The sequence below is a fragment of the Hymenobacter armeniacus genome, from assembly GCF_014699055.1.
Classification (GTDB): domain Bacteria; phylum Bacteroidota; class Bacteroidia; order Cytophagales; family Hymenobacteraceae; genus Hymenobacter; species Hymenobacter armeniacus.
Genome location: NZ_JACXAC010000008.1, coordinates 1 through 26,977 on the forward strand (window position 1 = coordinate 1; position 26,977 = coordinate 26,977).

At 63.2% G+C, this 26,977-nt stretch carries 19 protein-coding genes and 1 tRNA gene; 10 read left to right on the forward strand and 10 right to left on the reverse strand.

Annotated features, from left to right (window positions below; genetic code table 11):
- Together IC234_RS21960 and IC234_RS20730 are read left to right on the forward strand one after the other, a co-directional pair.
- A partial coding sequence (locus IC234_RS21960; protein ID WP_223827823.1) for a hypothetical protein occupies positions 1 to 242 on the forward strand: 242 nt, incomplete at its 5' end.
- A 35-nt stretch (positions 243 to 277) separates the two neighbouring features.
- Complete coding sequence (locus IC234_RS20730) at positions 278 to 769, forward strand: gliding motility lipoprotein GldH (protein ID WP_190928501.1); 492 nt, start codon at positions 278 to 280, stop codon at positions 767 to 769.
- Positions 770 to 842: 73 nt separating this feature from the next.
- On the opposite strand, the gene IC234_RS20735 is transcribed toward IC234_RS20730, so the two are convergent.
- Positions 843 to 1,037 carry a cold-shock protein gene (locus IC234_RS20735; protein ID WP_190928503.1) on the reverse strand — a complete coding sequence of 65 codons (195 nt, stop codon included), beginning with the start codon at positions 1,035 to 1,037 and terminating at the stop codon, positions 843 to 845.
- A gap of 223 nt (positions 1,038 to 1,260) precedes the next feature.
- On the opposite strand from IC234_RS20735, the gene IC234_RS20740 reads away from it, so the two are divergent.
- Entirely contained in the window at positions 1,261 to 2,583 is a 1,323-nt protein-coding gene (locus IC234_RS20740) for a hypothetical protein (RefSeq protein ID WP_190928505.1), read from the forward strand.
- A 147-nt stretch (positions 2,584 to 2,730) separates the two neighbouring features.
- Here IC234_RS20740 and IC234_RS20745 read toward each other — a convergent pair whose 3' ends face one another.
- Positions 2,731 to 3,708 carry a hypothetical protein gene (locus IC234_RS20745; RefSeq protein WP_190928507.1) on the reverse strand — a complete coding sequence of 326 codons (978 nt, stop codon included), beginning with the start codon at positions 3,706 to 3,708 and terminating at the stop codon, positions 2,731 to 2,733.
- Positions 3,709 to 3,825: 117 nt separating this feature from the next.
- On the opposite strand from IC234_RS20745, the gene IC234_RS20750 reads away from it, so the two are divergent.
- Positions 3,826 to 4,425 (forward strand): DinB family protein, encoded by a 600-nt coding sequence (locus tag IC234_RS20750; RefSeq protein WP_190928509.1) that lies wholly within the window; start codon positions 3,826 to 3,828, stop codon positions 4,423 to 4,425.
- A gap of 85 nt (positions 4,426 to 4,510) precedes the next feature.
- Here IC234_RS20750 and IC234_RS20755 read toward each other — a convergent pair whose 3' ends face one another.
- Positions 4,511 to 5,299: a porin family protein gene (locus IC234_RS20755; protein WP_190928511.1), complete on the reverse strand. Its 789-nt coding sequence runs from the start codon at positions 5,297 to 5,299 to the stop codon at positions 4,511 to 4,513.
- A gap of 189 nt (positions 5,300 to 5,488) precedes the next feature.
- Here IC234_RS20755 and IC234_RS20760 point away from each other — a divergent pair, with 189 nt between their 5' ends.
- Complete coding sequence (locus tag IC234_RS20760; RefSeq protein WP_190928513.1) at positions 5,489 to 11,719, forward strand: alpha-2-macroglobulin family protein; 6,231 nt, start codon at positions 5,489 to 5,491, stop codon at positions 11,717 to 11,719.
- A gap of 109 nt (positions 11,720 to 11,828) precedes the next feature.
- Entirely contained in the window at positions 11,829 to 12,530 is a 702-nt protein-coding gene (locus IC234_RS20765; RefSeq protein WP_190928515.1) for a hypothetical protein, read from the forward strand.
- Between the two features lie 244 nt (positions 12,531 to 12,774).
- On the opposite strand, the gene IC234_RS20770 is transcribed toward IC234_RS20765, so the two are convergent.
- Entirely contained in the window at positions 12,775 to 14,328 is a 1,554-nt protein-coding gene (locus tag IC234_RS20770) for a family 43 glycosylhydrolase (protein WP_190928517.1), read from the reverse strand.
- 593 nt (positions 14,329 to 14,921) lie between these two features.
- Here IC234_RS20770 and IC234_RS20775 point away from each other — a divergent pair.
- Positions 14,922 to 15,500: a YdeI/OmpD-associated family protein gene (locus tag IC234_RS20775; RefSeq protein ID WP_190928519.1), complete on the forward strand. Its 579-nt coding sequence runs from the start codon at positions 14,922 to 14,924 to the stop codon at positions 15,498 to 15,500.
- Positions 15,501 to 15,528: 28 nt separating this feature from the next.
- Here the strand turns inward: IC234_RS20775 and IC234_RS20780 are convergent, their stop codons facing one another.
- Entirely contained in the window at positions 15,529 to 15,975 is a 447-nt protein-coding gene (locus IC234_RS20780) for a DinB family protein (protein WP_190928521.1), read from the reverse strand.
- A 53-nt stretch (positions 15,976 to 16,028) separates the two neighbouring features.
- On the opposite strand from IC234_RS20780, the gene IC234_RS20785 reads away from it, so the two are divergent.
- Entirely contained in the window at positions 16,029 to 16,445 is a 417-nt protein-coding gene (locus tag IC234_RS20785; protein ID WP_190928523.1) for a hypothetical protein, read from the forward strand.
- 86 nt (positions 16,446 to 16,531) lie between these two features.
- Here IC234_RS20785 and IC234_RS20790 read toward each other — a convergent pair whose 3' ends face one another.
- The 3 genes from IC234_RS20790 to IC234_RS20800 all read right to left on the reverse strand — a co-directional run bounded on the left by IC234_RS20790 (position 16,532) and on the right by IC234_RS20800 (position 20,441).
- The gene (locus tag IC234_RS20790) at positions 16,532 to 17,443 is read right to left on the reverse strand and encodes a hypothetical protein (RefSeq protein ID WP_190928525.1); all 912 of its coding nucleotides are present in this window, start codon (positions 17,441 to 17,443) and stop codon (positions 16,532 to 16,534) included.
- A gap of 140 nt (positions 17,444 to 17,583) precedes the next feature.
- Entirely contained in the window at positions 17,584 to 18,096 is a 513-nt protein-coding gene (locus IC234_RS20795) for a hypothetical protein (RefSeq protein WP_190928527.1), read from the reverse strand.
- A gap of 29 nt (positions 18,097 to 18,125) precedes the next feature.
- Positions 18,126 to 20,441, reverse strand: a complete 2,316-nt coding sequence (locus IC234_RS20800) for a GH92 family glycosyl hydrolase (protein ID WP_223827825.1) — start codon at positions 20,439 to 20,441, stop codon at positions 18,126 to 18,128.
- A 42-nt stretch (positions 20,442 to 20,483) separates the two neighbouring features.
- Here IC234_RS20800 and IC234_RS20805 point away from each other — a divergent pair, with 42 nt between their 5' ends.
- On the forward strand, positions 20,484 to 20,993 hold the full coding sequence (locus tag IC234_RS20805; protein WP_190928529.1) for an HNH endonuclease signature motif containing protein: 510 nt from the start codon (positions 20,484 to 20,486) through the stop codon (positions 20,991 to 20,993).
- 42 nt (positions 20,994 to 21,035) lie between these two features.
- On the opposite strand, the gene IC234_RS20810 is transcribed toward IC234_RS20805, so the two are convergent.
- Both IC234_RS20810 and IC234_RS20815 read right to left on the reverse strand, forming a co-directional pair.
- Positions 21,036 to 21,107, reverse strand: a tRNA-Arg gene (locus IC234_RS20810).
- A gap of 31 nt (positions 21,108 to 21,138) precedes the next feature.
- Positions 21,139 to 22,452: a Pycsar system effector family protein gene (locus tag IC234_RS20815; RefSeq protein WP_223827826.1), complete on the reverse strand. Its 1,314-nt coding sequence runs from the start codon at positions 22,450 to 22,452 to the stop codon at positions 21,139 to 21,141.
- A gap of 223 nt (positions 22,453 to 22,675) precedes the next feature.
- Here IC234_RS20815 and IC234_RS20820 point away from each other — a divergent pair, with 223 nt between their 5' ends.
- On the forward strand, positions 22,676 to 26,656 hold the full coding sequence (locus tag IC234_RS20820; RefSeq protein WP_190928531.1) for a metallophosphoesterase: 3,981 nt from the start codon (positions 22,676 to 22,678) through the stop codon (positions 26,654 to 26,656).
- The last annotated feature ends 321 nt before the right edge of the window (positions 26,657 to 26,977 follow it).

The following is a 26,977-nucleotide window of genomic DNA, read 5'->3' on the forward strand; positions in this document are numbered from 1 at the left end:
CCCCCGGGGGCGCCCCCGGCGAGGCACGCCCCGAGGGCGGCCGCAACCGCCGCCCCGCAGCCGAAAGCGGCGAGCCTCGCCCCCGGCGCGAAGGCTCGGAGCCCCACGCTGAGGGCGGCGAGCGCCGCGAAGGTGGCGAACGCCGGGAGGGCCGCGGTGGCCGCAACCGCCGCGGTGGCCGCGGCCCGGCCGGTGAGGGCGGCGCCGCGGCTGGGCCCGCACCCGCACCGGCCGGTGCGTAATTTCTCTGCTTGATTACCGAATGCCCGCTATTTGCATGAATCACCGCTTTGCTATCCGCGCGGCCGTGGCCGCCGGGCTACTGTGCGCGCTCACCGCCTGCGACCCCAACCGGGTGTTCGAGCAGAACACGGACTTCGCCAACTACTCCTGGGACGTGCAGCAGAAGCCGGCGTTTACGTTTGCCATAGAGGACACGGCGGCGCGCTACGATGTGTATTTCAACGTGCGGCATGCCTCCAGCTACGGCTACTACAACCTGTACGTGAAGCATACGCTGGTGGGCCCGGCCGGCCCTGTGGGCCAGCCGATGCTGCACCAGATGCTGCTGATGGACCCCAAAACCGGCGAGCCCAAGGGCAGCGGCACCGGCGACATCTACGACATGCAGCTGCTGGCCCTGCCCAACCAGCGCTTTGCCAAGCCCGGCAACTACACCCTCACCTTGGAGCAGTACATGCGCCAGGACCAGCTGCCCGGCCTCATGGCCGTGGGCGTGCGCGTGGCCAGGCACGAGGCCAAGAAGTAGCGTTTGGCTTCAACAACAAAGCCGGTCTGCAGTGCGCAGACCGGCTTTGTTGCTTACAGATAGGGTCATTGGCTTACACGATGCGGGTAACCTCCACGGCGTTGGGGCCTTTTTTGCCGGCTTTAATGTTGAACTGCACCCGGTCGCCTTCCTGAATTTCGTGGATGAGGCCGGTTTGGTGCACAAAGATTTCTTCCTGGTTGTCGTCGGCGACGATGAAGCCGAAGCCTTTGGTGTCGTCGAAAAATTTAACGGTGCCGGTGAGCATGAGTGTATGAATGGGGTAAATAACGGGCCTTGGCATAACGTAGGGCGCCGGTGGCGAGTTGGCCGCCAGCGCGCCACACGGGCCCAGGCCCGGCAAAGGTAAAATTGCCGCGCCGAACGCCGCGCCAGGGCTACCCTTTGCCGAGGGGCTGGGAAAACAACGGGTTAATCGCCGCGTATAGACGAGCAGTTTATTCTTCACCTGTTCCCGCCCCGCCAGCCCCATGGAAAACGAAGCGCTCAACCTCAACACCGAATCCAACGACATTGCGGGCAACCGCATCGACGGGCCGATAGGCAACACAGCCGCCCGCCACACCGCCCCCGGTGCGGGCGTGGGCATTCCCGGCGGCCCGCCCCATACCGGCACCCCCAACCCGGGCACGCCCGACATCAGCAGCCCCGGCGCGCCGGCGTCGAGCGAGTCGCTGGCCGATGCCGAAACCGGCGTGGGCCAGGGCGCCGTGGAAGCCAACCCGCGCCCGCAGGAAAACAAGGAAGCCGACCCCGCCGACCTCACGCCCGGCGACACCTACGGCGGCAATTTCAGCAACAGCACCCAGGACAGCTACCGCGACCAAGCCCGCCGCGACAACCAAGACAGCGACCCCAACCGCGGCGAGTTTGGCGTGCAAAGCCAGCAGGGCACCACCCACGGCGGCTTCGGCAACCAGTTTCGGGAAGGCATCACCGAGCACCAGGGTCCCGCCGATGCTCAGTATTATGGCGAAGGCAATGTGCGCCCCGGCTCCGGCGACCTAAACGCTTACCGCACGTATGACGGCCGCGACGAACGCCCCGACACCCGTTCCGAGTACGGCTTCGAGCGCGGGCCCGTGCTGGCCAGCGCCTCCGGTGGCCCGGCGGCTAGCAGCGGCCAAGTGCGGGGCGGCGAGTATGCCGGCCCCAACGGCGACAACCGCAACCAGCCCGACCGCGCCGATGCCAACAGCGCCCGCCAGGTAGACAACGGCTCGGCCCAGAGCCCCACCGATACCGGCTTCGCGCCCGACTACGGCCATACCTCGTTGCGCGGCACCGCCGGCAGCAGCACCCAGCCCACCGGCGAGCACCGCAACCAAACCGAAGACTACCTGCCCACGCCGGGCGGCACCGACAAGCAAGGCCGCCCCGATGCCCATAACCCCAGCTACGCCGCCCACGCCCCTGCCGCTGCCGACGACCGCGGCGAGCGTCCCGCCAGCAGCCTAGGCTATGCCGACCGTGGCCGCGAGCAGCCCCGCCAAACTCCCGACTTTGCCACCGGCGACGACCGCAACGGCTACGTGCAGGAACAGGCCAACCGCGGCGATGCCAGCCAGGGCGTTGGCTCGCGCGGCGGCTCCTACAACGATGCCTACGACGACAGCCAGCCGGGCAGCAACGCCGGCTCGCCCGCCCAGGGCGAGCAGCGCAGCGAAGACCGCGCCCAGAACTACGGCCAGCAGGCCCGCCAGGAAAACCGCTCCGGCCAGGGCGACGACGAAGCCGCCGACCACGGCGCCCCCCGCCGCAATGCCGGCCGCGACGGCGAAGCCGACGAATAGGGGAGGCCTTGGGTAGGAGGGGAGAAACAGAACGTCATGCTGAGCGCAGCCGAAGCATCTCGCGTGCTGGAGTAATTATTTACTCTCGCGGTAGAGATGCTTCGACTGCGCTCAGCATGACGTTCCTTTTGCTTGCCACCTCACTGTTTACCGGTGCACCTTCACCTTCACATCGTACTGATAGCGCGGCGGGCCGCCCAGCGGGATGGCGAAGAAGGGCAGGGCCGTATCGTACTGGTCGGTGACGTACAGCACCATGTCGTTGGGAGCGGGCTTGGTTGAGGTCAGGCGAAAGTCGAGGCTGAGGCCGTGCTCTTTGTCGGCAATGGGCAGCGTGCTGCTGGTCCACACGCCATCGCCGCTCATGGCGCCGGGCTGGCCATTTTTGGCAATGCTGAACACGTTGAGCGAAGCGGCATTGTCCACGTCGAAATTGCTTTGCTTGATGCTCACCACCTTGTCGTTCACGAAAGGGTAGAGGTGCACGGTGGTTTTGCTGGCCGTGGCCGGCAACCGGAAGCAATACTCGTAGGTGAAGGCATTGCCGCCTTCGACCGACACGTTTTCGGTGGGGCTGGTGCTGAAAAAGTAGCGGTACAGGTTGCCGTCGTTGCCGCTCATTCCTCGGGCCACCAGTTTGAACACGTGGCCTTTGAACTCGTCCACCATCTCGCCTTCCAGCGGGTTGAGCGGGCCGAAGGTGTACCACTTGCCGTCGTACTTCGCATCCTGCCCGAAGGTGACGCTCTTGAGCAGGCGGCCGGGGGGCGTGGGGCTGGTGGGGCGCGGGTCGCGGGCCTGCGGGCCGCTGAAGGTGCCCGGGCCGCCGTAGAGGCTGAACGACGTGGTGGTGTTGGCCGGGCCTTTTAGGTCGTCATTTTTGCCGCCGCAGTCGGGGTCGAACACGCGGATGTACACGGGCGTGCGCTGCTTTTCCGGGATGAGGAAGAAAAAGGTCTGGCTAAAGTCGTCGTCGCCCCACTGCTTGTCCGACTGCGCTCCGAAGGTGATGAGGCTCTCGACTCGCTCGCCGGGGTTGGGCACGGCCTGGGCTCGGGCGGGGGAGAGGGCCAGCGTCAGCAGGCCCGCAAGTGCACTAGTTCCTAAAATCCGGTGTTGAAGCATGAGGCCAAGATACCGAACGGCAGTTAATTGCCCCGCCATGGCGCATGCCATTGCGCAGAAAACCGTTCGGAATCAATTGCTAAATTGTATGTTTACGGCTTGTTAGCCCCCGCGCCCATGCCCGCTGTCGTTCGCGCCACCTCCGATTTTTTTGACCAACTCACCAACGACCTGCTGGTGCTGCGGGTGGTGGCGCAGCAGCGCTTTCGGCCCCTGAGCGCCGAGGAGCTCAACCGCCGGCCCAGCCCCAGCCGCTGGAGCGCCGGCCAGTGCCTCGAACACCTCAACATCGTGGGCGGCTACTACTTGCCCAGCATTGCGGCGCGCATTGCCAAGGCCCAGGCCCGCGGCTCGAAGCCCGCGCCCACCGTGAAATCGGGTTACTTCGGGCGGCGTTTCATCGAGGCCATGCGCACGCCCGCCAGCGTCAAAACCTACGAGTCGCCGCAGCGCTACGCGCCCACCGGCACGCGCCTGCCGCGCACCGTGGCCGAGGTGTTCAGCCGCCAGATTGACGAATTGCTGCGCCTCGTGCTGCTGGCCCGGCAGGTAAACGCCAACGCCATCCGGATTCCGAACGCCATTTTTCCGCTGCTGCTCTTCCGCCTCACCGACCAGCTCGAGTTCATGGTGGTGCACATTCAGCGCCACATTGCCCAGGCCGAAGCCGTACTCGTGGGCAACGGCGTGCCGGCCAGCAACGTGAGCGCCGCCTAAGCCTCCTTTCGTTTTTCTTCTCCATCAAAAAGCCCCACTTCGGCAGGACCGGAGTGGGGCTTTTTGATGTTTTGAGCGGGCAAGCCTATTTGCCGCCGAAGAAGTAGTTGGCCGAAAGCTGCAGCACGCGGTTGTAGCTCTTGCTGCCGGTGTCGTTGCCGTCGGTGTCTTTGGGCACGAAGTTGACCAGGCCCAGGCCGTAGCCCAGCTGCGCCTGAAACGGCCCCACGCGGTAGCCCACGCCGGCGTTGAGGCCGGCGTCGAAGCGCCGCACCGTGACGGTGGCCGAGAGGGTGTTGGACGTGCTGTTGTTGTTGGCGTTGTCGTTCTGCTGGTCGCCAAACTCTACCTTGAGCGAGGCTGGGAACGAGCCCGTGGCGCCGGCGGCTATTAGGTCGGGGTCGTTGGTTTCGATGGTGCCTTTGGCCGAGCCGCTGCCGCTCACGCCCAGCGCCGCGTAGGGGCCGGCAAACACCTGGAAGCCGTCGTGGCCGCCGAAGGTGTACACGAAGTTCAGGGGTAGCTCCAGGTAGTTGATTTTGGGCGTGGCCGTCACCTTGATTGACGTTTTGTAGGGAGGGTTGTCGGCGAAGTCGAATGACCCCACAAATTCGGCACCCTTCTGCGAGAACAGCAGCGAGGGCTGGAACGAGAAGTTGTCGTTGATGCCCACGTTGAGGGTGGCGCCCACCTGCACGCCCACAATGGACTTGGTTTCCTGGCTGAACTGGCCGGCGGGCACGCCACTTTCCTTCACGGTCGAAATGTTGAGGCCCAGCCGGGGACCAAACTCGATGGCGGCCTGGGCGTGGGCGGAGGTAGCCGCCCCGGCCATGGCAGCCGTGAGGGCACACAGAGTAAGCAAGTTTTTCATAGAAAAAAGGAGTGGTAAAAGAGAAAAGAATGAAAGAGTTAAAGATGAAAAATGCAGGCAAAGCTACGCACGTAACTCGTGAGCTACGAGGATGTAGACGGTGAAAAAAAGGTTGCAACGCCGGCGCTGTGCAATAATTGAGCGGCGGGCATCTTTAAGGCGCTACCGGTTCAGCTTGTTATTTTGTTTATGCGCCTTTCCCTGTTGTTTCTGCTGCTGTTTGCGGCCATTCTGAGCGCCGATTCGGCGGCGCCCACGCCGCCCGGCCCGTATGCGGCCCGCTGGAAAAAAATTGACGGGCTGCTGGCCAAGGGCCAAACGGCCACGGCCGCCCCGCTGGTGCAGGCCCTGTATGCCCAAGCCAAAAAAGAAGGCAACAGCCCCCAGTACGTGCGGGCGCTGCTCTACAAAGTCCGCCTGCTGCAGGCCAAAGAGGAAGACGACGTCGAGAAATCCATTGCCCTGCTCGAAGCCGAAGCCTGGACGGCCACCTTCCCGGCCCGGCCCATCCTGCATTCGCTGCTGGCCGAGCTCTACACCCAATACCTCAACCAGAACCGCTACCGCCTCTACCAGCGCACGGCCGGCGCCGCCCCCAGCACCGGCCCCAGCGCCGATGCCGGCACGGGCCTGGCCACCTGGGACATGGGCCGGCTGGGCGCGGCCATTGTGCGGCACTACTACCAGTCGGTGGAAGACGAGCCCCAGCGCCAGCTGAAAACCACCCTGGCCCAGTTGGGCGACCTCGCCGCGGGGGGCGACGCCGAGGGCCGCGCCCTGCGCCCCACGCTCTACGACCTGCTGGCCCAGCGCGCCATCGAAGGCCTGAAGAACCAGGAGCTGTACATCACCCGGCCCGAGCAGCAGTTTCAGCCCACCGAGCCGGGGCTGTTTGGGACGGCGGCCGAGTTTGCGGCCCTGCGCCTGCTGGCGCCCGACGGCGACTCGCTCAACGGCACGCTGCACGCGCTACACCTGCTGCAGCGCCTCACGGCCTCGCGCCAGCAGCTGGCCCCGCAAAACCCGGCCGCGCTGGCCGACGTGGACCTGAGCCGCCTCGACTACCTGCACGGCCTCACCCAGAACACCGGTCTCTCCGCCCAGTACGTACCCGCGCTGGTGCGCATGGCCGATACGTACAAAGCGTTGCCCATCAGCACCGAGTTTATGGCCCGACGCGCCGAAGCCGCGCGCGAAGCCGGCGACAACGTGGCCGCCGTGCGCCTGGCCCGGGAGGCCGAAGCGCGGTTTCCGAAGTCGCGCGGCGCGGCGCGGGCCCGGGCGCTGCGCGCGGACCTTGAACGCCCCGAGCTGACGTTTTCGGCGGCGGGCATTGTGGTGCCCAACCAGCCGTGGCGGCTGGACGTGACGGCCCGCAACGTGACCCAGCTATACGCCTGGGCCTACCGCATTTCGCTGAAGCAGTGGCAGCAGTCTTACGAATACGACCCGCTGCAGCGCTCGTTCGGGCAGCGCTACGCTCGCGCATTGAAGGAAGCGCCTGTCGCGACGTGGGCCATGTCGGTGGCCGCGCCGCCGGACTACAAAGAGCAGAAACTGGCCGTGGCCGGGGCGGCTGTGCCGGCGGGGTACTACCTGGTAGTCGTCAGCAACCAGGCCACCCGGCCCACAGAAGAACGGCCGGGGGCAGTGACGAGCTATGCCCTGCTGGGCGCCAGCGAGCTGAGCGCCGTGAACCAGCGCGATGCCACAACCGGAGCGTTGCGCTTGCTGCTGATGCACCGCCAAACGGGCGCACCGTTGGCGGGCTTGCCGGTGCAGGCCACGACGCGGGTGTATGAAGCCGCGCCGCCCAAAGATTTCACGATTACCAGCGAAGTACTGCAAACCGATGCCAACGGCATCGTGACGCTGCCCCTGCCCGCCACGGCCAAGGGCCGGACCGAGCGCATGCTGTGGACCCGGGCCTGGCGCGGCCCCGACACGCTGCAGCTAAACGGCGGTGGCAGCTACTACCGGCCCGGCACTCTCTCGGGGCCCGTGGCGCAGCGACACGTTTTTCTGTTCACCGACCGTGCGATTTATCGCCCCGGCCAAACGGTGTATTTCAAGGGCATTCTCACCGAGAGCCTGGGCGCTAAAGCGCGCTTGCTAGCCAAACAGCCGCTGGTGGTTGGGCTAATGGACGTGAACGGCCAGCCCGTGCAAACCCTGCCCTTCACCACTTCCGACTACGGCAGCTTCAACGGCTCATTAGTCCTGCCCACGGGCCTGCTCAACGGCCAGATGATGCTGCGAACCGAATACGGCAGCACCAGCTTCGCGGTGGAAGACTACAAGCGGCCCACCTTTTTGGTCACGCTCGACTCGGTGCCCGGCCGGCCGCAGCTGGGCCAGCCGCTCACCCTGGGCGGCCGGGCCCGCGCCTACGCCGGGCAAGCCACCGACGGCGCCGCGGTGAGCTACCGCGTCACGCGCCGCGAGTTGTTTCCGTTGTTCGACCTTGTGTACGGCTCGCGCGGCGGCTACCTGCCCGGCGGCAGCCGCGGCGCGCAGGAAATTGCGCACGGCCGCACCCTCACCGACGGCGAGGGCCGGTTCAGCATCACGTTTACGCCGCCGCTGGTGCCGCCCGCGCAGGGGCGTCGGGGCTGGGAGCCCGGCTACCTGTTCGAAATCACGGCCGACGTGACCGATGCGGCCGGCGAAACCCGCACGGGCACCCGGGCCTTTCCCATCGGCCGCAACCCCATCCGCCTGCAACTTACCGGGCCGAACATGGCCGACAAGCAGCGCCTGCCCGTTGTGACGCTGCTGGCCACCAACGCCACCGGCGAACCCGTGCCCGCCACCGGCACGCTGCGCCTCCGCGCCCTGCGCTACCGCCCAAACCCGCCCGGCGTGCCCGGCCCGGCGCCGGAAACGGCCGAAAACGAAACGAAGTCGGCGGTACTCAAAACCGCTCCTTTCGACACCAACGCCGGGGCGCAACTGGCCTTGGGCGCGCTGGTGGCCGAGGTGCCCACGGGCCGCTACCGCCTCGAAGCCGTGGCGGCCGGCGCCGACTCGGCGCGGACGCAGTTCGATTTTACGCTCTACGACTCGCAGGTCGCCACCGTGCCTTTCGCCACGCCCGACTGGTTTGTGACGCTGGCCGACACCGTGGCCCCGGGCCAGCCCGCCACCGTGTTGGTGGGCGGCGGTGCGGCCGGCGGCCACCTCCTGCTCGAAGTAGACCGCGACGGCCAGCTGCTGCGGCAGGAGTGGCTGACGCTGAACGCCAACGAACAGCGCCGCCTCACGCTGCCCAGCGGCCCGGCCACGGCCAACGGCCCGCTGTTCATCCACACCACCCAAACGCGCGACAACGTGGTGTACCGCCACGATGCCACGGTGCAAGTGACGGAGAAGCCCCAGCCGCTGCAGCTGTCCATTGCCACTTTCCGCAACAAGCTGCAGCCCGGCCAGCAGGAAACGTGGCGCGTGACCATCCGCCAAGCCAACGGCAAGGCGGCCGATGCCGAGCTGCTCGCCACGCTCTACGACCAAAGCCTGGACATTTTTCGGCCGCACCACTTCACAGGGTTGGCGTTCTGGGATGGGTACTACCAGACCCGTTTCGGCTGGCAGGTTTTTTACCAGATGCTGAATGCGGTTCCGCTCTTCGCGCCCACCGACACTGGCCGGGATTACCCCATTGAGTACCCCGTGCTGCGGACTCATGCCGACTACTTCAGCGAAGCGGGCCGCCCGCAGCGTGACAGTGGCTTACACACGGTGGTGGAAGAAGTAGTGGAAAACAAGACGTATACGGCCGCCGCGATGCCGGCGCCGATGGCTGCTGACAGGGCCATGGCCGGCAATGCCGGCGGGGTGGTAAATTCCCAGCGCATCATGCTTCGCGGCAATGCGAGCATGGCCCCGGCCCCCGCGCCGGCCGCTCCCGACCTCAGCACCGTGCCCACCCGCTCCGATTTCCGCGAAACGGCCCTGTGGCAGCCGGCCCTGCACACCGACAAAAACGGCGACGTGGTGCTCGAATTCCAGATGCCCGAGGCGGTGACGCGCTGGCAGCTGCTGGCCCTGGCCCACGACAAAAACCTGCACAGCGGCCAGCTGGCCCGCCAGCTCGTGACGCAAAAGGAAATCCAGATTACGCCCAACGCGCCGCGCTTTTTCCGACAGGGCGACACCTTCACCTTCCCCGCCAAGTTCTCGAACCTGACCGACCACGCCACCAGTGGCACGGCCCAGCTGTTTCTGCTGGATGCCGCCACCGGCCAGGACCTCACCGCCCAGCTGCTGAAAGGCCCGGTGCAGCAGCCGGTGTCGGCCGCTGCGCACCAGAGCGCCGCGCTGGGCTGGGAAATCAGCCTGCCGGCGGATTTTGCGCCGGCGGCGGTGACGTACCGGGTGGTGGTAACGTCAGCAGTGGATATAGGCCCCACTCCGCTTAATGTGGGATACCGTGCGGTAGGACAGAAACCAAATGGAAAGGTTAAGTACAAGAAAATAACTGCTGAGGAACGCAAAAAGCACATGTCGCTCACTTTCTCAGATGGTGAGGAAAATACGCTCTCGGTTCTGCCGAATAGGATATTAATAACCGAAAGCCTGCCGCTGCCCATGGTGGGGCCAGGCACGCGCACCTTCGAGTTGCAAAAGCTCACTAGCACCAGCAGCCCCACGCGCCGCAACTACAGCCTGACGCTGGAAATGACGGCCAACCCGGCCTGGTATGCGGTGCAAAGCCTGCCCTACCTCATGGAGTACCCCTACGAATGCTCCGAGCAGGTATTCAGCCGCCTCTACGCCAACCTGCTGGCCGCCCAGATTCTCAAATCCAACCCGCGCTTCAAAACCGTGCTGGCCGAGTGGACGCGCCAGGCCCAAAGCGGCACGGCCGCCCAGCGCAACGCCCTCGCCAGCAAGCTGGCCCAGAACCAGGAGCTCAAAAATTTGCTGCTGCAGGAAACGCCCTGGGTGCGCGATGCCCAAAGCGAAACTGAGCGCCTGGCCCGCCTGACCGAACTGTTCGATGAAACCCGCCTGAAAGCCGAAACCAGCCGCGCCCTGCTCAAGCTCCAAAAAATGCAGCTGCCCGACGGCGCGTTTCCGTGGTTTGAGCAGATGCCCGCCGACCGCTACATCACCCAGCTCATCGTGGCCGGCTTCGGCAAGCTGCAGAAGCTGGGGGCTTTCGATGCCCGCACCGAACCTACCGCCCAGGCGCTATTGCAAAGCGCCCTGCGCTACCTCGACGCCGCCACCGCCCGCGACTACGCCGAGCTGCGCCGCCAGAAAGGCGTGAAACTGGCCGAAAACCACCTGGGCGACCTGCAGATTCAGGCGCTTTACGCCCGCAGCTTCTGGCGCCAGTTGCCCATTGCCACCGGCGCCAAGGACGCCTACAGCTACTACCACGAGCAGGCGGCCAAGCACTGGCCCGCCCAAACGCGCTACCTGCAAGCCTTGATTGCGCTGAGCCTGACGCGCGAAAAGACCGGGGGCCCGGCCCCTCGGGAAATCATGCGGGCGCTGGCCGAAAACGCCCTGCACTCGCCCGAGCTGGGTATGTATTGGAAGGAAGTGCGCGGCGGCTACTACTGGCGCGAAGCCCCCACCGAAACCCAAGCCACGCTCATCGAGGCCTTCGACGAAATCAACCACGACCAACAATCCGTGGACGAGCTGAAGCTGTGGCTGCTCAAGCAAAAGCAAACCCACAGCTGGGAAAGCACCCGCGCCACCGCCGACGCCTGCTACGCCCTGCTGCTGCGCGGCTCCGACTGGCTGGCGCCCGCCCAGCCGCTGCAAGTGACGGTGGGCGGCCAGGCACTCAAGCCCGAAGCGGCCCAGGCCGGCACCGGCTACTTCAAAACCAGCTGGCTGGCGGCCGCGGTGCTGCCCGCGCAGGGCAAAGTCACGGTGGCCAAGCCCGACGCCGGCGTGGCCTGGGGCGCCCTCTACTGGCAGTACTTCGAAGACCTCGACAAGGTGACGCCCGCCGCCACGCCGCTCAGCCTGGAGCGCCAGCTCTACCGCGAAGTGTCGTCGGCGGGCGGGCCGCAGCTGGAAAAGCTCACGGCCGCCGCGCCCCTGGCCGTGGGCGACGTGCTGGTGGTGCGCCTGGTGATGCGCACCGACCGCGAGCTGGAATACGTGCACCTGAAAGACCAGCGCGCCGCCGGTCTGGAGCCTATTGGCCAGCTCAGCGGCTACCGCTACCAGAACGGACTGGGCTATTATGAGTCGCCGCGCGACGCGGCCACCAACTTCTTTCTGGGCGCCGTGCCGCGCGGCACACACGTGTTCGAGTACCGGCTGCGGGTGAGCCAGGCGGGCGACTTTTCGGGCGGGCTCAGCCAGGTGCAGTGCCTCTACGCGCCGGAGTTTTCGGCGCATTCGGCCGGCATGCGGGTTCGAATAGCTCCTCAGTCCGTTAATCGGGCGAAATAGGCCGTTGGAACGCAGAAAGGGGCTTCACCGCGTTTAAAACCACTATGGCCTTGCATTTAACCGGGGTGCGGTGTAGCTTTGTCTTCCGTTGAAATTACGTTATTCGTTTATGAAACACCTATTTGTCTTCCTTTCGCTGCTGCTCACGTGGGGCAGCGCCCAAGCCCAAAATGGCGTTCAAACCCCCGTCACGAAGCTTCCCGGTGAGGAAAACCTGAGCCTGCGCGAGCGCGCCGAGCGAGACTTCCTGATGCCGGTGCGCCGGAAGAAAATAGTGGCCGAAGCGCCCAAGGCTGCCGCCGACGAAAGCACCGCCTCGCCCGAAACCGACGCCACCGCCCATAACGAGGAAGCCGGCGAAGAAGCCACCCTCACGGCCCGCACCGCCCGCAGCTACGAGGCCCGCCACGCCGAGGCCCTGGCCGCCCGCCGCGCCGCCGCCCGCCGCGAAGAAGCCCGCGAAGAAGCCCGGGCCGAGGCCCGCGCCGAAGCCCGCCGCGCCGCCCGCCACTCCTCGCGCAGCCACAGCAGCAAGTCGAAGTCGCACAAGTCGTCGCATAAGTCGTCGCACAGCAGCAAGTCGAGCAAGTCAAGCAAGTCGAAATCCCACAAGTCGTCGTCGAGCAGCAAGAGCAAGTCGAGCAAATCCAAGCACAAGGCCAAGTCGGAGTCGCACGCCAAGTCCAGCAAGTCGAAATCGAAGAGCAGCAAGAGCAAGGCTTCTTCCAAAAAGAGCACCTCGCACAAGTCTTCCGCTAAAAAGAGTTCGCCTTCCAAGTCGAAAAGCAAATCGAAGAAGCACCGTCGCTAGTAGCCGCCATATTGAATAAACAGTAACGCCCGACACCGATGTGCCGGGCGTTGCTGTTTTCGGGCAGGGGTAGAGACGCGTATTCGCGTCTCAACGTTGAACGATAACGCTTGAACGATACCCAAACGGCGCAGTCCCGGCCGTTCAACGACGAGACGCGAATACGCGTCTCTACACCAACGACGCACACGAAAAAGCCCGGCCATCCGTGAGGACAGCCGGGCTTTTTGCATGGCATGGTTGCCTACCGCTTGTTGCGGATAATCAAATTGTTGAACGCCGCCGTGTTGCCTTCGGCGCCCTGGGCCACCAGGGCCACGCGCACGCCGCGGTCCCAGGGCGGAAGGTAGGTGCCATTGAGCGAGAAGCTCTCGGTGGGCAGGGGCTGCCAAGTGGCGCCGTCGGTGCTGAAGGCGAAGCGGTAGCGCTGGCCGCCCCACACTTCGAGGCGCAGGCTGAGCGTGTCACAGGGCGCGTCGAGGAAGACCTGAGCGAGGCACTGCTGCAGACCGCTCTTCACGTGCCAGATTTGCACCTGGCCGTTGCCGGCCATGAGGGCGAGGGCGTTGTAGGGGTCGCCCACGGCGGCGATGCCGGCGTAGGTGTCGGCGGGCAGGGCGGCGAAATCGAGGGTGGTGGCGGCTTTGTAGGTGGCCACGTGGGTGCGGCGGGCCACCAGGTTGCCCAGGCGCGAGGCGCCGGCGGCGAGATGCAGCTGGCCGCCGCGCAGTTCGGTGGCGGGCTTGGGGGCGCTGATGGGCCACTGCCACTCCAAGCCCAGCTGGTCGCCTTCAAACTCGTCGGCCACGTTCAGGCGGGCCACGTCGGTGAGGGGGGCGGCCTGGGGGCTGCGGTTCACAAACTCGGGCCACTCCTGCTCGTTCCAGGTGAACTCAGAAAGCAAGCCCTGGCGGCCCACGAACTCGTGGCTGTCGGCCAGGTAGGCGTGGTGCAGCAGGAACCAGCGGCCGTCCATTTCGGTCACGGTGCCGTGGCCGGGGCACTTCCACACGTCGTTGCGGTCGAGGATGGGGTTTTGCTCGTGCTTCTCCCAAGGCCCCAGCAGGGAGCGCGACCGGGCCACGCCGGTGGCGTAGTTGCAGCCCTTGCCGCAGCAGCTGTTGCCGGCAAAAAAGTGGTAGAACCAGCCGTTGTGGCGCACCAGGGCCGAGCCTTCCACGAGGGGGCCTTCCCACTTAGCGTCGTTGGCAAACAGCTCGGTGGCTTCGCCGATGAGGGCGGTGCGGTCGTCGTTCAGGCGCTGGGCCCAGATGGGGGTGTCCTGGTGGCAGGAGTTGCCGTCCTCTTTCCAGACGAGGTAAAGGTCGCCGTGTTCGTCGGGCATCGCGAAGCCGTCGATGGAGCCGGCGGCCTGGCCCACCAGGGGGCCGTGGTCGCGGTAGGGGCCTTCGGGGCGGTCGGCGCTGGCCACGGCCACGCACAGCATGCCGCCCTGCTTGCTGCGGGCGGTGTAGTACATATAGGTGCGGCCGTTTTCGTGGTGAAACTCGGGCGCCCAGAAGTTGGAGCTGGCCCAGTCGGGCTGCCGGTCGGGGAAGACGTGGCCCACCAGCTCCCAATCGAGGAGGTTTTTGGAAGAGAAGATGGGGAAGATGGCGCCCCACTCGGCGGTGGTGGCGCTGGCCCAGTAGGTGTCGCCGATTTTGGTGACGGTGGGGTCGGGAAAATCGCCGGGCAACACGACGTGGTCGTAGCTGGTGCGGGCCGGAAACGTTTGGGGGGCAGAGCCGAGCGAAACGGGGGCCAGCGGGGCGGTGAGTTCTAGTTCGATGGACACGGTGGGAGGGTGCAAAGAGGATAGAAAAGAATGCCGACCAAGGCGGAAACGGCTTTCCATGTTAGAAAGGTAGCGGTTTGATTCGAATTCCAGGCGTGAAATGGAGTTTTTAAGGACGAATTATGCGAAAGAACCGGCGAACAACACGCTGCGCTGGGCGAATAGCAGGCGGGTAAATACGTAGGTGGCTCGCTGATAAAGGGCCTTGAGTAACTAAAAAAGGCTATATGCGGGTTGGCGCTGGTCTGGGAAGTACGTATGCAGATTTTGGGCCAAGCTACTTGGAAGGCAGGTATCAAATCCGGTAAGAATTACACTTTGCGAAGAAAGTATAGCTGGAAGCATCGACGACCCTCGGGCCAAAAGCCCTGAGAGGGGCGGCCGGTATTGGGCAGCCGTGGGCACGAAACCGATGGCTGGGCCACTTACTCAACGCTGCCAGTTTCGACGGCTAGGGCCCTGGCCTGCAGGGCGGGAGGCGGCTTGGGCGGCCGGGGTGGCTTATTTGGAGGGCGGCTTTATTTTAGCGTGGCTCTAGCTGAGAAAGCACACACGGCGAATGGCCATTTCGCGCAAGTCCATCAATGAATACCATGAACCCCGCAGTTGATTTTTACTTCAGCAACAACCACAAGTGGCTCGAAGAACTCGCGCATTTGCGCGCGGTTGTGCTGGCCACCGGGCTCACCGAAGAGTTGAAGTGGGGCGTGCCCTGCTACACGCTGCAGGGGCGAAACGTCTGCATCATTCACGCATTTAAGGAGTATTGCGCGGTGCTGTTTCTCAAGGGGGCCTTGTTGAAAGACCCCCAGGGCTTGCTGATTCAGCAAACGGAGAACACGCAGGCACAGCGCCAGCTGCGGTTTGCCAGCCCGCGGGAGGTGAAGGAACGGGAGGCCGTGGTGGCGGCTTACGTTCGGAAGGCCATTGATATAGAAAAGACGGGACAAAAAGTGGCTTTCAAGCCGAGTGAGGACTACGGCGTGCCGGCAGAATTTCAGCAGAAGCTGGACGAAATGCCGGCCCTGCAAACCGCATTCTCAGCTCTGACGCCCGGGCGGCAACGGGCCTACTTGCTACATTTTGCGGCGGCCAAGCAGGCCCAAACGCGGGCGGCGCGGGTGGAGAAATGCACGCCGGGCATTCTGGCCGGGAAGGGCTTGAACGAGTAGCGGCCCCGCGCACGCGGGCGGGCCGGACTTAGGCACCTACCAACCGGCGGTGGTAGTTGATTTGGCCCAGGTGGTAAGCCAGGTGAGTGGCGAGGTGAACCAGGAAATACCCTGTGGTCATCTCGCTTTCGAATACCACGACGGGGTACTGCTGGTGCAGCTGCTCCTCGCTCAGCCGGGCGAGGGTGGCCGCTACCACGGCCCGTGTCGCATCGATGCGGGCCACCAGCTCAGTGCGCGGAACGCCTTGCTGCGAGAACTCCAGCTCCCGGTTTCGAATGTAGCCGGTGCGGCCCAGCTCGGCGCCGATGTAGGTGTTGAGGTTGCCCACCAGGTGCAGGCACAGGTTGCCGGCCGAGTTGCTGATGCCGGGGGCGGTGCGCCACAGAGCTTCTTCGGTTTGATAGGCTCCGATTTCCTGGTGTAGCTTGTCCAGGTCGCGGGCGAAGAGGGTGCGGAGGGTGGCGAGGAGCATGATGAGCAGAAGGGTTTCGGGGGGCAAAAGCTACCGGCCGGCCTTCGCCGGCGATGCGGGCCCGGCTGGTGCGCAAGGCCTTGTGGGCGGGCCGTCCGGCCTGCGTGGCGCCGGTGCGGGCCGGCGGCGCGGCGGCGGCAAAGCTAGCAGGTGGCGGCGGGGCCCGTTCCGACGTAGCGCCCGAGCTGGCCAAGCAGGGCCTCACGCCCAAGGCCCTGGAGCCGCTGACCGACGCCCTCGACACCTCCCGCACCGTCCAGCCGGCCGTGCGCAAAACCATCAGCGAGCGCACCCTCTTGGGCGCGGCCCTGGCAGACCTGCTCGCCGACCTGATGGACGAGCTCCGCACCCTCGACGAGGACATGAAAGCATTTAAGCTGCTCGACCGCCCGCTCTACGACGGCTACACGCAGGCCCGCAAGATTATCAACTCCGGCGGCAGCGGCAAGGAGAAACCGAGCGAGGCGTAAGTTTCGGCAGGAGTGGAAATGAAGCCGCCCGCTTCCGGTTGGGGAGCGGGCGGCTTTTTTATTGATACTGCAAATCAGCAAGGGTATCAAGGGCACCCTGACATCCCTAGAAAAAAGTCTTTTTGGTCGGCAGTTAGTGTCTTTAAGCCTCCTGCAGATTCTACTTCTTGGCGGAGTTTTTTCTCGTATTCAAATGTGCCGCTGTTTAGGTTGGCATCTTCGTAAAGGCCAGGAGCATCGATACGTCGGCCATTATCGATTAACAATGTGTAGTAGTTACCAGAACGGAGATTTTTCTGACTGGTAAACGCAACTTTACCGTTCTCCGGCACTACTCCGTGCATTCGTTGACTAACCGTTAGTTCGTAGTGCTGAGAAAATGTTTTCTGTACTTGGCCAGATACAAGAACTGACGTGGTGGTAAGAGCAGTATCCTGCCTTTTGCTTAGCAGGTTGCCTGATGTAACGTCAAATACAAACGTATTTAACTCGTAAGTTGAAATAGTGAGGGAATTAGTCAGAGGAGCGAATCTGTACTTCGTTAACCAACTAAAGTGGCTTACTGATGAGGAAATACTACCGCAGGAACATAAGAAGTCGTGTAGGACATACTCTTTGATTTTATGTCCCCTTTCATAGAAACTGAGGACACCGTAATTGTAAAAGGGCACTCCGGCACTCCAGTCGTCTAGCACTGCAATCCTATTTCCATTATCAGAGATTAGCGCAGTTTTGAGGGCAATGTTGTCATTGCTGTCTTCGAAAAAATAAAGCATCTGCTGCGTCTGTGTAGCAAACATTGCCCATTTACTAACAGTCGGATAAAGCGCGCTTCCTACTTCATCAGCATACTTGGCGGCAGAGTCTTTTCTGGTGCCAAGTAATCGCAACTCATACAGACCATCCTTGCTGCTGAACTTGGTCTGAAAGCGAGGCTCATCAGCTTTGCAATACCAAGACGGTAGACAAAAAAGCACTATTAAGAACAGCGTTTTCATAGTAGTGAATAACGGAGATAATAATCGACTTTACTTCCGCATCGGCCGCGCCCCCATCACAAACACCAGCGTGCCGCCCTTGGCCACGTCCTGCTGCGCCAGAAACGGCTGCGTCAGCTCTTCATTATGGGTTTGCACAACTATATCGGTTTCCACGTCCCTTTTTTGAAGTACATGTTGCCAAACTTTGGCGAGTTGAACACCAAGAAGAAGCTCCACACGTCGCGGTAAACAGTCGGGTCGGTGGTTAGAATGTGGTGCGTCGGCGCGGGCATGTGGACGATGAGACGAGCAGAGCCATATGGGGCGGAAGTTGAAATATATCCTCTGTACACTTTTGCCGGTCCATCCTTAGGGGTTGAATAGAAATAAATGGAGTTGTCGGGATTGATGGTGAAATGGAAATTGTTGTATTGCCAGTCCGCCTGCTTGCCAGGGAAATAGCTACGGTCGATGACGTATTCCCCGTAGTAGTCTTCCTGGGTAAGAACCTTCTTTTCAAACAGGGGTCGGGCAATTGTTGAGAAAACACCAAGCGCAATGGCAGAAAGCCAGATGAATCCCAACGCTTTGCCAAAAAGCGCTTTTCTGGTTAGTGCCCAAATTACCAGTAGCAATAAAGTCAGTGGGATGAGAAAGAAGCCGGCAAGCATGTTGCAATCGTCACTGATGGGGTAATAATTTATTTCCGCACCGGCCGTGCCCCCATCACAAACGCCAGCGTGCCGCCTTTCGCCACGTCCTGCTGCGCCAGAAACGGCTGCGTTAGCTGTTGCCCGTTGAGGGTGACTTGCTGCACGTAGACGTTTTTGGCGCTTTGGTTTTTGACCTGGAGGGTGAAGGACTGGCCGTTTTCGAGGTGCAGGACGGCGCTGTGCACGAGGGGGCTGCCGAGGGCGTACTGGCCCGAACCGGGGGCGACGGGGTAGAAGCCGAGGGCCGAGAAGAGATACCAGGCGCTCATCTGGCCACAGTCGTCGTTGCCGCCGAGGCCGTCGGGGGTGGGGTGGTACTGGCGGGCGAGGATGTTGCGGACCTGGGCCTGGGTTTTCCAGGGCTGGTCGGTGTAGTTGTAGAGGTAGGCGGCGTGGTGGGCGGGCTCGTTGCCGTGCACGTAGCCCCCGATGATGCCCTCGCGGGTGATGTCCTCGGTTTCGGCGAAGAACGAGTCGGGCAGGTGCATGGTAAAGAGCGAATCGAGGTGGGGCACGAAGCGGCGGTTGCCCCCCATGCGGGCAATGAGGCCGGCGGGGTCGTGGGGCACGGCGAGGGTGTAGTTCCAGGCGTTGCCCTCGATGAAGCCCTGGCCGTTGGTGCTCAGCACGTCGAATTTGGGGCGGAAGCTGCCGTCGGCCAGGCGCGGGCGCATGGCGTTGGCGCGCGGGTCGAACACGTTTTGCCAGTTGGTGGCGCGCTTGCTGAACTCCTGGTAGAGGTCGGCGTGGCCGAGTTTCTGGGCGAGCTGGGCGATGCACCAGTCGTCGTAGGCGTATTCGAGGGTGGTGGAGACGGAGGTGCCGCTGCGCTCGTTGGGCACGTAGCCGCGGTCGATGTAGTCGCCCAGGCCGTCGTACCAGCGGTGGCGGGCGGTGGCCACGCAGGCGGCCAAGGCACGCTCGGCCTGGGCAGGCGGCACCGCGCCGTTGAGGACGGCATCGGCCACCACGGAAACGCTGTGGTAGCCGCTCATGCACCAGTTTTCGTTGGCGTGGTGGCTCCAGACGGGCAGCATGTGCTCGGCGCTCTGGTCGTAGTGGGCCAGCATGGATTGCACCATGTCGGCGTTGCGCTTGGGCTGGATGAGGTTGAAGAGCGGGTGCAGGGCCCGGAAAGTGTCCCAGAGCGAGAAGGTGGTGTAATTCACGAAGCCCTCGGCGCGGTGGGTTTGCTGGTCGATGCCGCGGTACTGGCCGTCGGCGTCCTGGTACACGGTGGGGCTGAGGCAGGCGTGATAGAGGGCCGTGTAGAAGTTCTCCTTATCGGCCCGGTTGAGCGTCTGGATGATGACTTTGGCCAGCTCCTGTTGCCAGAGCTGCTGGCCGGCGCGGCGGGTTTGGTCGAAGTTCCAGCCGGGCAGCTCGGCGCGCATATTAGCCAGCGCCCCGGCCGCGCTCACGGGCGAGAGGGCGAATTTGACCTTGATTTTCTCGCCCGCCACGGTGCTGAAATCGAAGTAGAGGCGCAGCTGGCGGCCGGCCTGCTCGGGCCAGTTTTTGGTTTGGTCGAAGCGGCCCCAGAAGCCGCGGTAGGCTTCCTTGGGGTCATATTTGCGGGCGCCGTAAGTTTTGAAGGGCTTCGAGAACTGCATGGCGAAGTATTCGGTGCGGGTGCGGCCCCAGCCGGTGGTTTGGCGGTAGCCGGTCACGAGCGAGTCGTTTTCGATGCGCACGTAGCTCCACACGTTCTTATCCGGGTAGTTGTAGATGCCGGCCATCATATCCAGGATGATGTGCGCTGGCTCGGTGCCCGGAAACGTGTATTGGTGGAAGCCCACGCGGGTAGTGGCCGTGAGCTCGGCGAGGATGTTGTGGTCGTCGAGCTTCACACGGTAGTAAGCTGGTTCGGCCACCTCATTCTGGTGCGAGAAGGCGGAGCGGTAGCCGCTCTGGGGCCGGTCGGCGGTGCCGGGGTTGAGCTGGAGCGGGCCGGTGGTGGGCATGAGCAGGAAGTCGCCCAAATCGGAGTGCCCCGTGCCGCTGAAATGCGTGTGGCTGAAGCCCACGATGGTGCGGTCGTCGTAGTTGTAGCCCGCGCAGTACTTGTAGATGTCGGGGTTGTACTTGCCGTTCTGCTCGTAGCTGAGGGTGTCGGTATCGGGCGAGAGCTGCACCATGCCGAAGGGCACGGTGGCGCCGGGGTAGGTGTGGCCCATCTTCTGGGTGCCCACCAGCGGGTGCGCGTAGGGCACGAGGTTTTCGGGTTGAGCCGGGCGCTTTTGGGCGGCGGCCGATACGGCGGCCAGGAGCAGCAGAGGCAGGAGGTTCTTCAGATCCATCATGCAGAGGCGCGGATAGGAGAGCAATATCCGGTAATTTGAGGCATGAATAACTGCCTGCATTGCGGTACTGCCACCCCTAATGCCAAGTACTGCTCCCGCTCCTGCGCCAACCGAGTAAATGGCCATCTATTTCCCAGCCGTAAGCGGCTGACTCGCCTATGCAAGCATTGCGGCGCTAAATTGCAAACCCGCCGCACCACCTGCGACAGCTGCAACCCCGGCTTCGTTGATTGGCAACGGGTGCCGCTGCAACAGCTTAGAGCGAAAGCGCTGCAACAGTATGCCGCTCAGATTCGCAGCTTGGCGCGGTTGGCCTATCGCAAATCAAGCCGCCCCAAAGCGTGCGCGGTGTGTGGCTACGATACTCATTACGAAGTGTGCCACATCAAGCCAATAAACGGATTTGCGCCAACAGATTCCGTCGCGAACGTAAATGCGTTGGATAATCTAGTGGCGCTGTGTCCTAACCATCATTGGGAATTTGACCACGGCCTGTTATCCGCCATTGCTCTGACCGCTGCAGAAGCTGAAGGCGTGGGGCATGAGCACTAAAAAACCCGCTCTGCGCACAGCAAAGCGGGTTTTTGGACAGTGTAGCCGCGACGGGAATCGAACCCATATCAAGCGTTTAGGAAACGCCTATTCTATCCGTTGAACTACGCAGCCGCAGCACAAAGGTAAGAACGGGCGCCGCCCCCTACATCTTATACAGCAGCGCGATGCCGAACGAGAGCGCCGTCAAAATCAGCCCCACCATGAAGATGGTGTAGCTGGTGCGCAACAAGCGGTATTTGCGGGTGAGCACCTCGCCCAGGTAGTAGATGTCCGTCACCATGTTGTTGTAGAGCATGTCTTTCTGCCGCATCAGCTCGCGCATGCCGCCCTGGAAGTTGTCGAGGCTGAGCTTGGTGAACTGGCCGAAGAACAGCAGGTTGACGCGGCGGTTTGTGGCAATCTGGGGGCTTTTTTTCAGCCAGGCAAAGCTCGTCACGTCGGGCTGGGCCGAGAGAATGGCCGTGATGACCGAGCCCAGAGCCGTGACCAGCAGAATGCCCATCGGGATGCCCAGCACGGGGTTGCCGCTCATCATGGGGCCCAGCGCGCCGGCCTTGCCCATTTTGGCGCCCAGGTAGGTGATGATGACCGACATGAGCACGGCGTTGAGCTGAATCATCATGCTGGCCTTTTTGTCGGCCATGTCGCTCAGCTTCATGTGGTTCGAGTACATGGTGCGAAACATCGTTTCGATGCCGCGTTTGGGCTCGGCGAAGGTTTCGTTCTTTTCCTTCTCCTTCTTTTTCTTCTTTTTCTCGGTCTTTTTTAAGGCGTCGCGCTGCTCGTCGAGGTTGTCCTTAAACGCCTTTTTGTAGCGCTCCTTGCCCGCATCGGAGTGGTACTTGTGGCTCAGCATGAAGTTGAGCTGCAGTTCGGCCCACTCCGGGTTGGTGTAGGTTTGGCCCAGCACCAGCTCCCACTCGGTGCGCAGCAGCTCGGCGCTGCTGCGGAAGTCGTCGCGCGCCAGGTTGCTCATGTCGGCGTCTACCAGCAGCTGCTGCAGCTCGGTTTCGGGCGCGTAGTCGCGGTGCGTCACCTTGATGAGGTCTTTCACCAGCTGCACCCGCTCGGCGGGCACGCCGTGCTCGGCCAGCCAGGCGCCGGCCCGCTCCATGCTGCGGAACTCGTGGCCCTCGTACACGTCGAGGTAGCCGGTGTCGTGAAACCAGGCGGCCAGCAGCAGGGCCTCGGTGTCTTCGGGCGAGAGGCCGGCGGCCGGGGCCAGCACGCGGCATTCCTTCACCACGGCCTCGGTGTGGCGCAGGGAATGGTAGGTGAGCTTGGCTTGCAGCTCCTGGGCAAACAGGTCGGTGACGTAAGCCTGGGCGTCCTTCACCAACGCCGAGGCCTTGGCCTTGGCGGGCTTGTCGGCGGCTTCGGCGGCGAGGGCGGCTTCGGGCGGGGCGGGGTCCGTGGCCGGGGCGGCGGCAACGGTTTCGGGGGTACTTTCTTTCATGACTAGCGAAGCAGCGGCCGGCTCATTCCGGCGGGCTCGCCGGCTTTCAACGCGAAGCGCCGGGCGTAAGTTAAATAGGCCAGCCTAACCGCACGGCCGCGCTTTGCGTAACGGGCCCTAGCGCGCCGGCTGCAGGTTCGTGCCAGTACGTGGGCAGCCGGCGCTTCGTTTACCTTAACAGTACCCCGCGGCGAGCCTTGATGCTCGGCCCTTTTTCTGCTTTATGCCCCCATTTTTTCGCTTTCGCTCCGCGCTGTTGCTGCTCGGCGCCCTTTTGGCGTTTCACTCGCGTGCTTTGGCCCAGGGCGAATCGTCGCAAAACCCCCACGTTTCGCGCCCCAATTACCGCCGCGGCGGCCTCGACTGGAAAACCAAAACCCCGCCCGACAGCACCCGCATTCGCTACACTGTTTTTCTGATTGGCGACGTGGGCAAGCCCATTGCCAAAGAAAACGGCGGCGAGCCTTCGCTGAACTTCCTGCGCAAAAAAATCATGGAAGCCGGCGCCAAGAGCACCACCATTTACCTCGGCGACAACGTGTATGAGTACGGCATGCCCGAGGAAGGCGCCTACGACCGCAAGGAAGCCGAGCGCCGCCTGGCCGACCAGATTGACGTGCTGCGCGACTACAAAGGCGAGAAGTACATGATACCCGGCAACCACGACTGGAAGCAGGGCCTCACCGGCGGCCTGGAGCAGGTGCTGCGCGAGCAGCGCTTCGCCGAAAACTACATGGCCCAGGACTCGGCCGCTTTCGGCTACAGCGGCGATTTCATCACGCCCAGTAACGGCTGCCCCGGCCCCTACGAAATCCGCCTGCAGGACGATTTGGTGCTCATCACCATCAACTCGCAGTGGTTTCTGACCAAGCAGAGCGAGCGGCCCTACGGCGCCGACGGCGGCTGCGGCGTGGAAGACGAAACCGACTTCATGGCCCAGCTGGAGGACATCATTGCCCGCAACAAGGACAAAAACATCATGGTGGTGGGCCACCACCCGCTGTTTTCCGACGGCATTCACGGCGGCTACTTCACCCTGGGCGACCACATTTTCCCGCTCAGCATCGTGTACAAGTACGCGTTTCTGCCGTTGCCCATCATCGGGTCCATCTACCCCTTTGCCCGCAAATACGGCGGGGTGAGCCAGGACTTGGCCTACCCGGCCTACCAGGCCTACAAGAAGGGCCTGATGGACATTTTCAACAAGTACCCCAACATCATTTACGCGGCCGGGCACGAGCACAACCTGCAGTACTTCAAGGAGGGCGCCACCCACCTCATCGTGAGCGGCTCGGGTTGCAAAACCCAGCACGTGAAGCCCGGCGACGCCGGCGATGCCCTGTTTTCGGACAAGGAAAAGGGCTGGGCCCGCGTGAACTACTACGACGACGGCCAGGTGTGGACGGAGTACTTCATCCCGCAGGGCAACGGCGAGAAGGCCCGCCTCGTGTTCCGCACGCCGCTCTACGCCAAAACCACGCAGGGCGTGGCTTCTACCGAGGCCGCGCCGATGACGCCGCTCGATAAGCAGAAGAAAAAGAACGAGCAGGACGTGCAAGCCCAGCCCGTGCCCGCCAAGCGCCCCGACTTCCGCGACAGCAGCGTGGTGGTGGCCATCAATCCCGGCTACAACAAGCACGGCGGCTTCCACAACTGGCTGCTGGGCGAGCACTACCGCAAGGAGTGGGCCACGCCCGTGAAGTTCCGCCTGCTGGACTTGGCCAACGACAAAGGCGGCCTGGTGCCCTACAAAACCGGCGGCGGCAAGCAAACCGCCTCGCTGAAAGTGCGCAACGAAGCCGGCCACAACTTCTCGCTGCGCGGCATCGACAAAGACCCCGCCGCGGTGCTGCCCGAGGCCCTGCGCACGGGCTTTGCCAAAGACATTTTGCAGGACCAGATTTCGGCCCAGCACCCGTACGCTTCGTTTGTGCTGCCGCCGCTGGGCACGGCGGCCGGCATTCTGCACACCAACCCCGAGCCGGTCTACATTCCGCAGGACCCCCTGCTGGGCCAGTACTACAGCGCGTTTTCCAACAAGCCCGCCGCCATTGAGGAAGACGCCAAGGACGACCAGAGCAACGTGGCCAGCCTGGGCTACGCCAAAAACCTAGTGGGCACCGACAAGATGCTGGAGCGTCTGCTCGAAGACAACGACAACAAGATTGACGCCGTGGCCTTTGCCCGTTCGCGCCTGTTCGACATGTGGATAGGCGACTGGGACCGGCACGAGGACCAATGGCGCTGGGCCGAGGTGAAAGACAAGGACGGCGACCGCACCTTCACGGCCGTGCCCGAAGACCGCGACATTGCCTTCTTCAAAGGCGACGGCGTGCTGCCCTTCCTCATCAGCCGCAAGTTTGCGGTGCGCAACTTCCAGAACTTCGGCTACGACTACGCCGACTACAAGGGCTTGAACCAGACGGCCCTCAGCAACGACCGCACTTTCCTGAGCAGCGTGAGCCGCGAGCAGTGGGTGGCCCAGGCCCAGTACATGAAGGAGCACCTCACGGACGAGGTGATTGAAAAAGCCTTCCGCGACAAGTGGCCCAAGGAGATATATGACCTGCACGCCAAAGAAATCATGGCCAAGCTGAAAAGCCGGCGCGACCTGCTGCCCGACGTGGCCGCCAAGTACGCCGACGTGGTGGCCGACATTGTGGAAGTGCGCGGCACCCAGAAAAACGAGCAGTTTGTGGTGGACCGCCTGCCCAACGGCAACGTGCACGTGACGGTGCGCAAAATCACGAAGGAAGGCAAGGTGACCAAGGTGCTCTTCGACCGCACCGTGGAGTACGGCATCACCGACGAACTGCGCCTCTACGGCATCAGCGGCAACGATACCTACCTGGTGAAGGGCGACGCCAGCAAGTCGGTGAAGGTGCGCGTGATTGGGGGTACCCAGCGCGACACCATCCGCGACGTGAGCCACGTGGGCGGCTTCCTGCACAAAACCCAGGTGTACGACGCCGATACCGGCAACGTCATCAACGTGGGCAAGGAGGCCCGCCTTCGCCTGGAGCCCGGCGTGGACGTGAGCCGCTACGACCACCCCAAGCGCTTCGACCTGAAAGACTACCGCCTGAATTACACCGGCCCGGCCCTGTTCTTCGGCTACAACATCGACGATGGCCTGCTGCTGGGCGGCGGTATCACGCACCGCCGCTACGGCTTCCGCCGCGAGCCCTTCTCGTCGGAGCAAAGTCTGGTGGCCAATTTCGCCCCGGCCCGCGACGCCTTCAACATCAAGTACACGGGGCAGTTCACGCGCATGTTTGGGAAGTACGACCTGCGCATCGTGTCGCAGTATTACGGCCCGCAGCTGCTCTACAACTTCTTCGGCATCGGCAACAACACCGCCAACCTGGCCACCGAAGACGCCAACCGCGGCCGCGTCACGGTGCGCACCGTGAATTCGGCCTACCGCGTGCGCTTCAACAGCTTCACCTTCGCGCCCACCCTCGAGCGCAACCTGTTCAGCTTCCTCAAGCTGGGCGTGGGCCCGCGCTACGAGCAGTTCCGCGTAGAGCGCGACCCCATCGGCTCGGTCATCAAAGACAGCCTGACCCGCGGCGGCGACGTGACCTACGAAAACCGGCACTTCGGCATTCGGGCCTCCGATTTCCAGGTGAACCAGTACCTCGGCGGCTTGCTCTACCTCAACCTCGACGCCAGCTCCTCGCCCAAAAACCCGCGCATCGGCATTCGCTGGTACAACGAGTTCCAGTACAACCACCAGCTCAACGGCGAGCGGCTGAACTACGGCCGCCTGACCTCTGAAATCCGGGCCTACCTCACGCCCAACCTGCCCTTCCAAATCACCTACGCCGGCCGCCTGGGCGTGGCCCACAACCTGGGCGACTACCGCTTCTACCAGGCCAACACGCTGGGCGGCACCACCAACCTGCGCGGCTACCGCCGCACCCGCTACTCGGGCCGCAGCAGCGTGTACGGCAACTTCGAGGCCCGCCTGCAGCTGCTGTCCTTCAACGCCTACCTTTTCCCCGGCAAGCTGGGCATTCTGGGCTTGGCCGACTTCGGCCGCGTGTACTCCGACAACGACACCCGCTCCGGCCTCTCGGCCCTGCACAGCGGTTTCGGCGGCGGTGTCTACGTCGACATTCTCAAGCAGGCCGTCATCAACGCCACCTACTCGATAGGGGAGGAGAAGCTGGTCTTCGTGGGCTTCGACTTTCTTTTCTAAGCTACCTGCCCGACTCCCTGTCCCGACAGCCCCGGCGGCTCATTGCCAGAATGAGCCGCCGGGGCTGTCGATTTTTTGCCTCGGAGGCGGTATAAGATTTGGCACCTACGCCTGCTTCCCGCTACCTGCGCGGTGTGCCCTTGTGGGCATGTGATTTTCAATGGATTCAAATTTTAGTTAGTATTTTCATGTTTATGATTGGTGATTCTGCGTATCCATTCAAAAATTGTTAATGGATTTCGTTTGGTTAGCCAGAAAAAATCCCTAGTTTGGCAATTCGAAGTCACCATTCTTCCACTCCTTTCCCTCCACATATTTTCC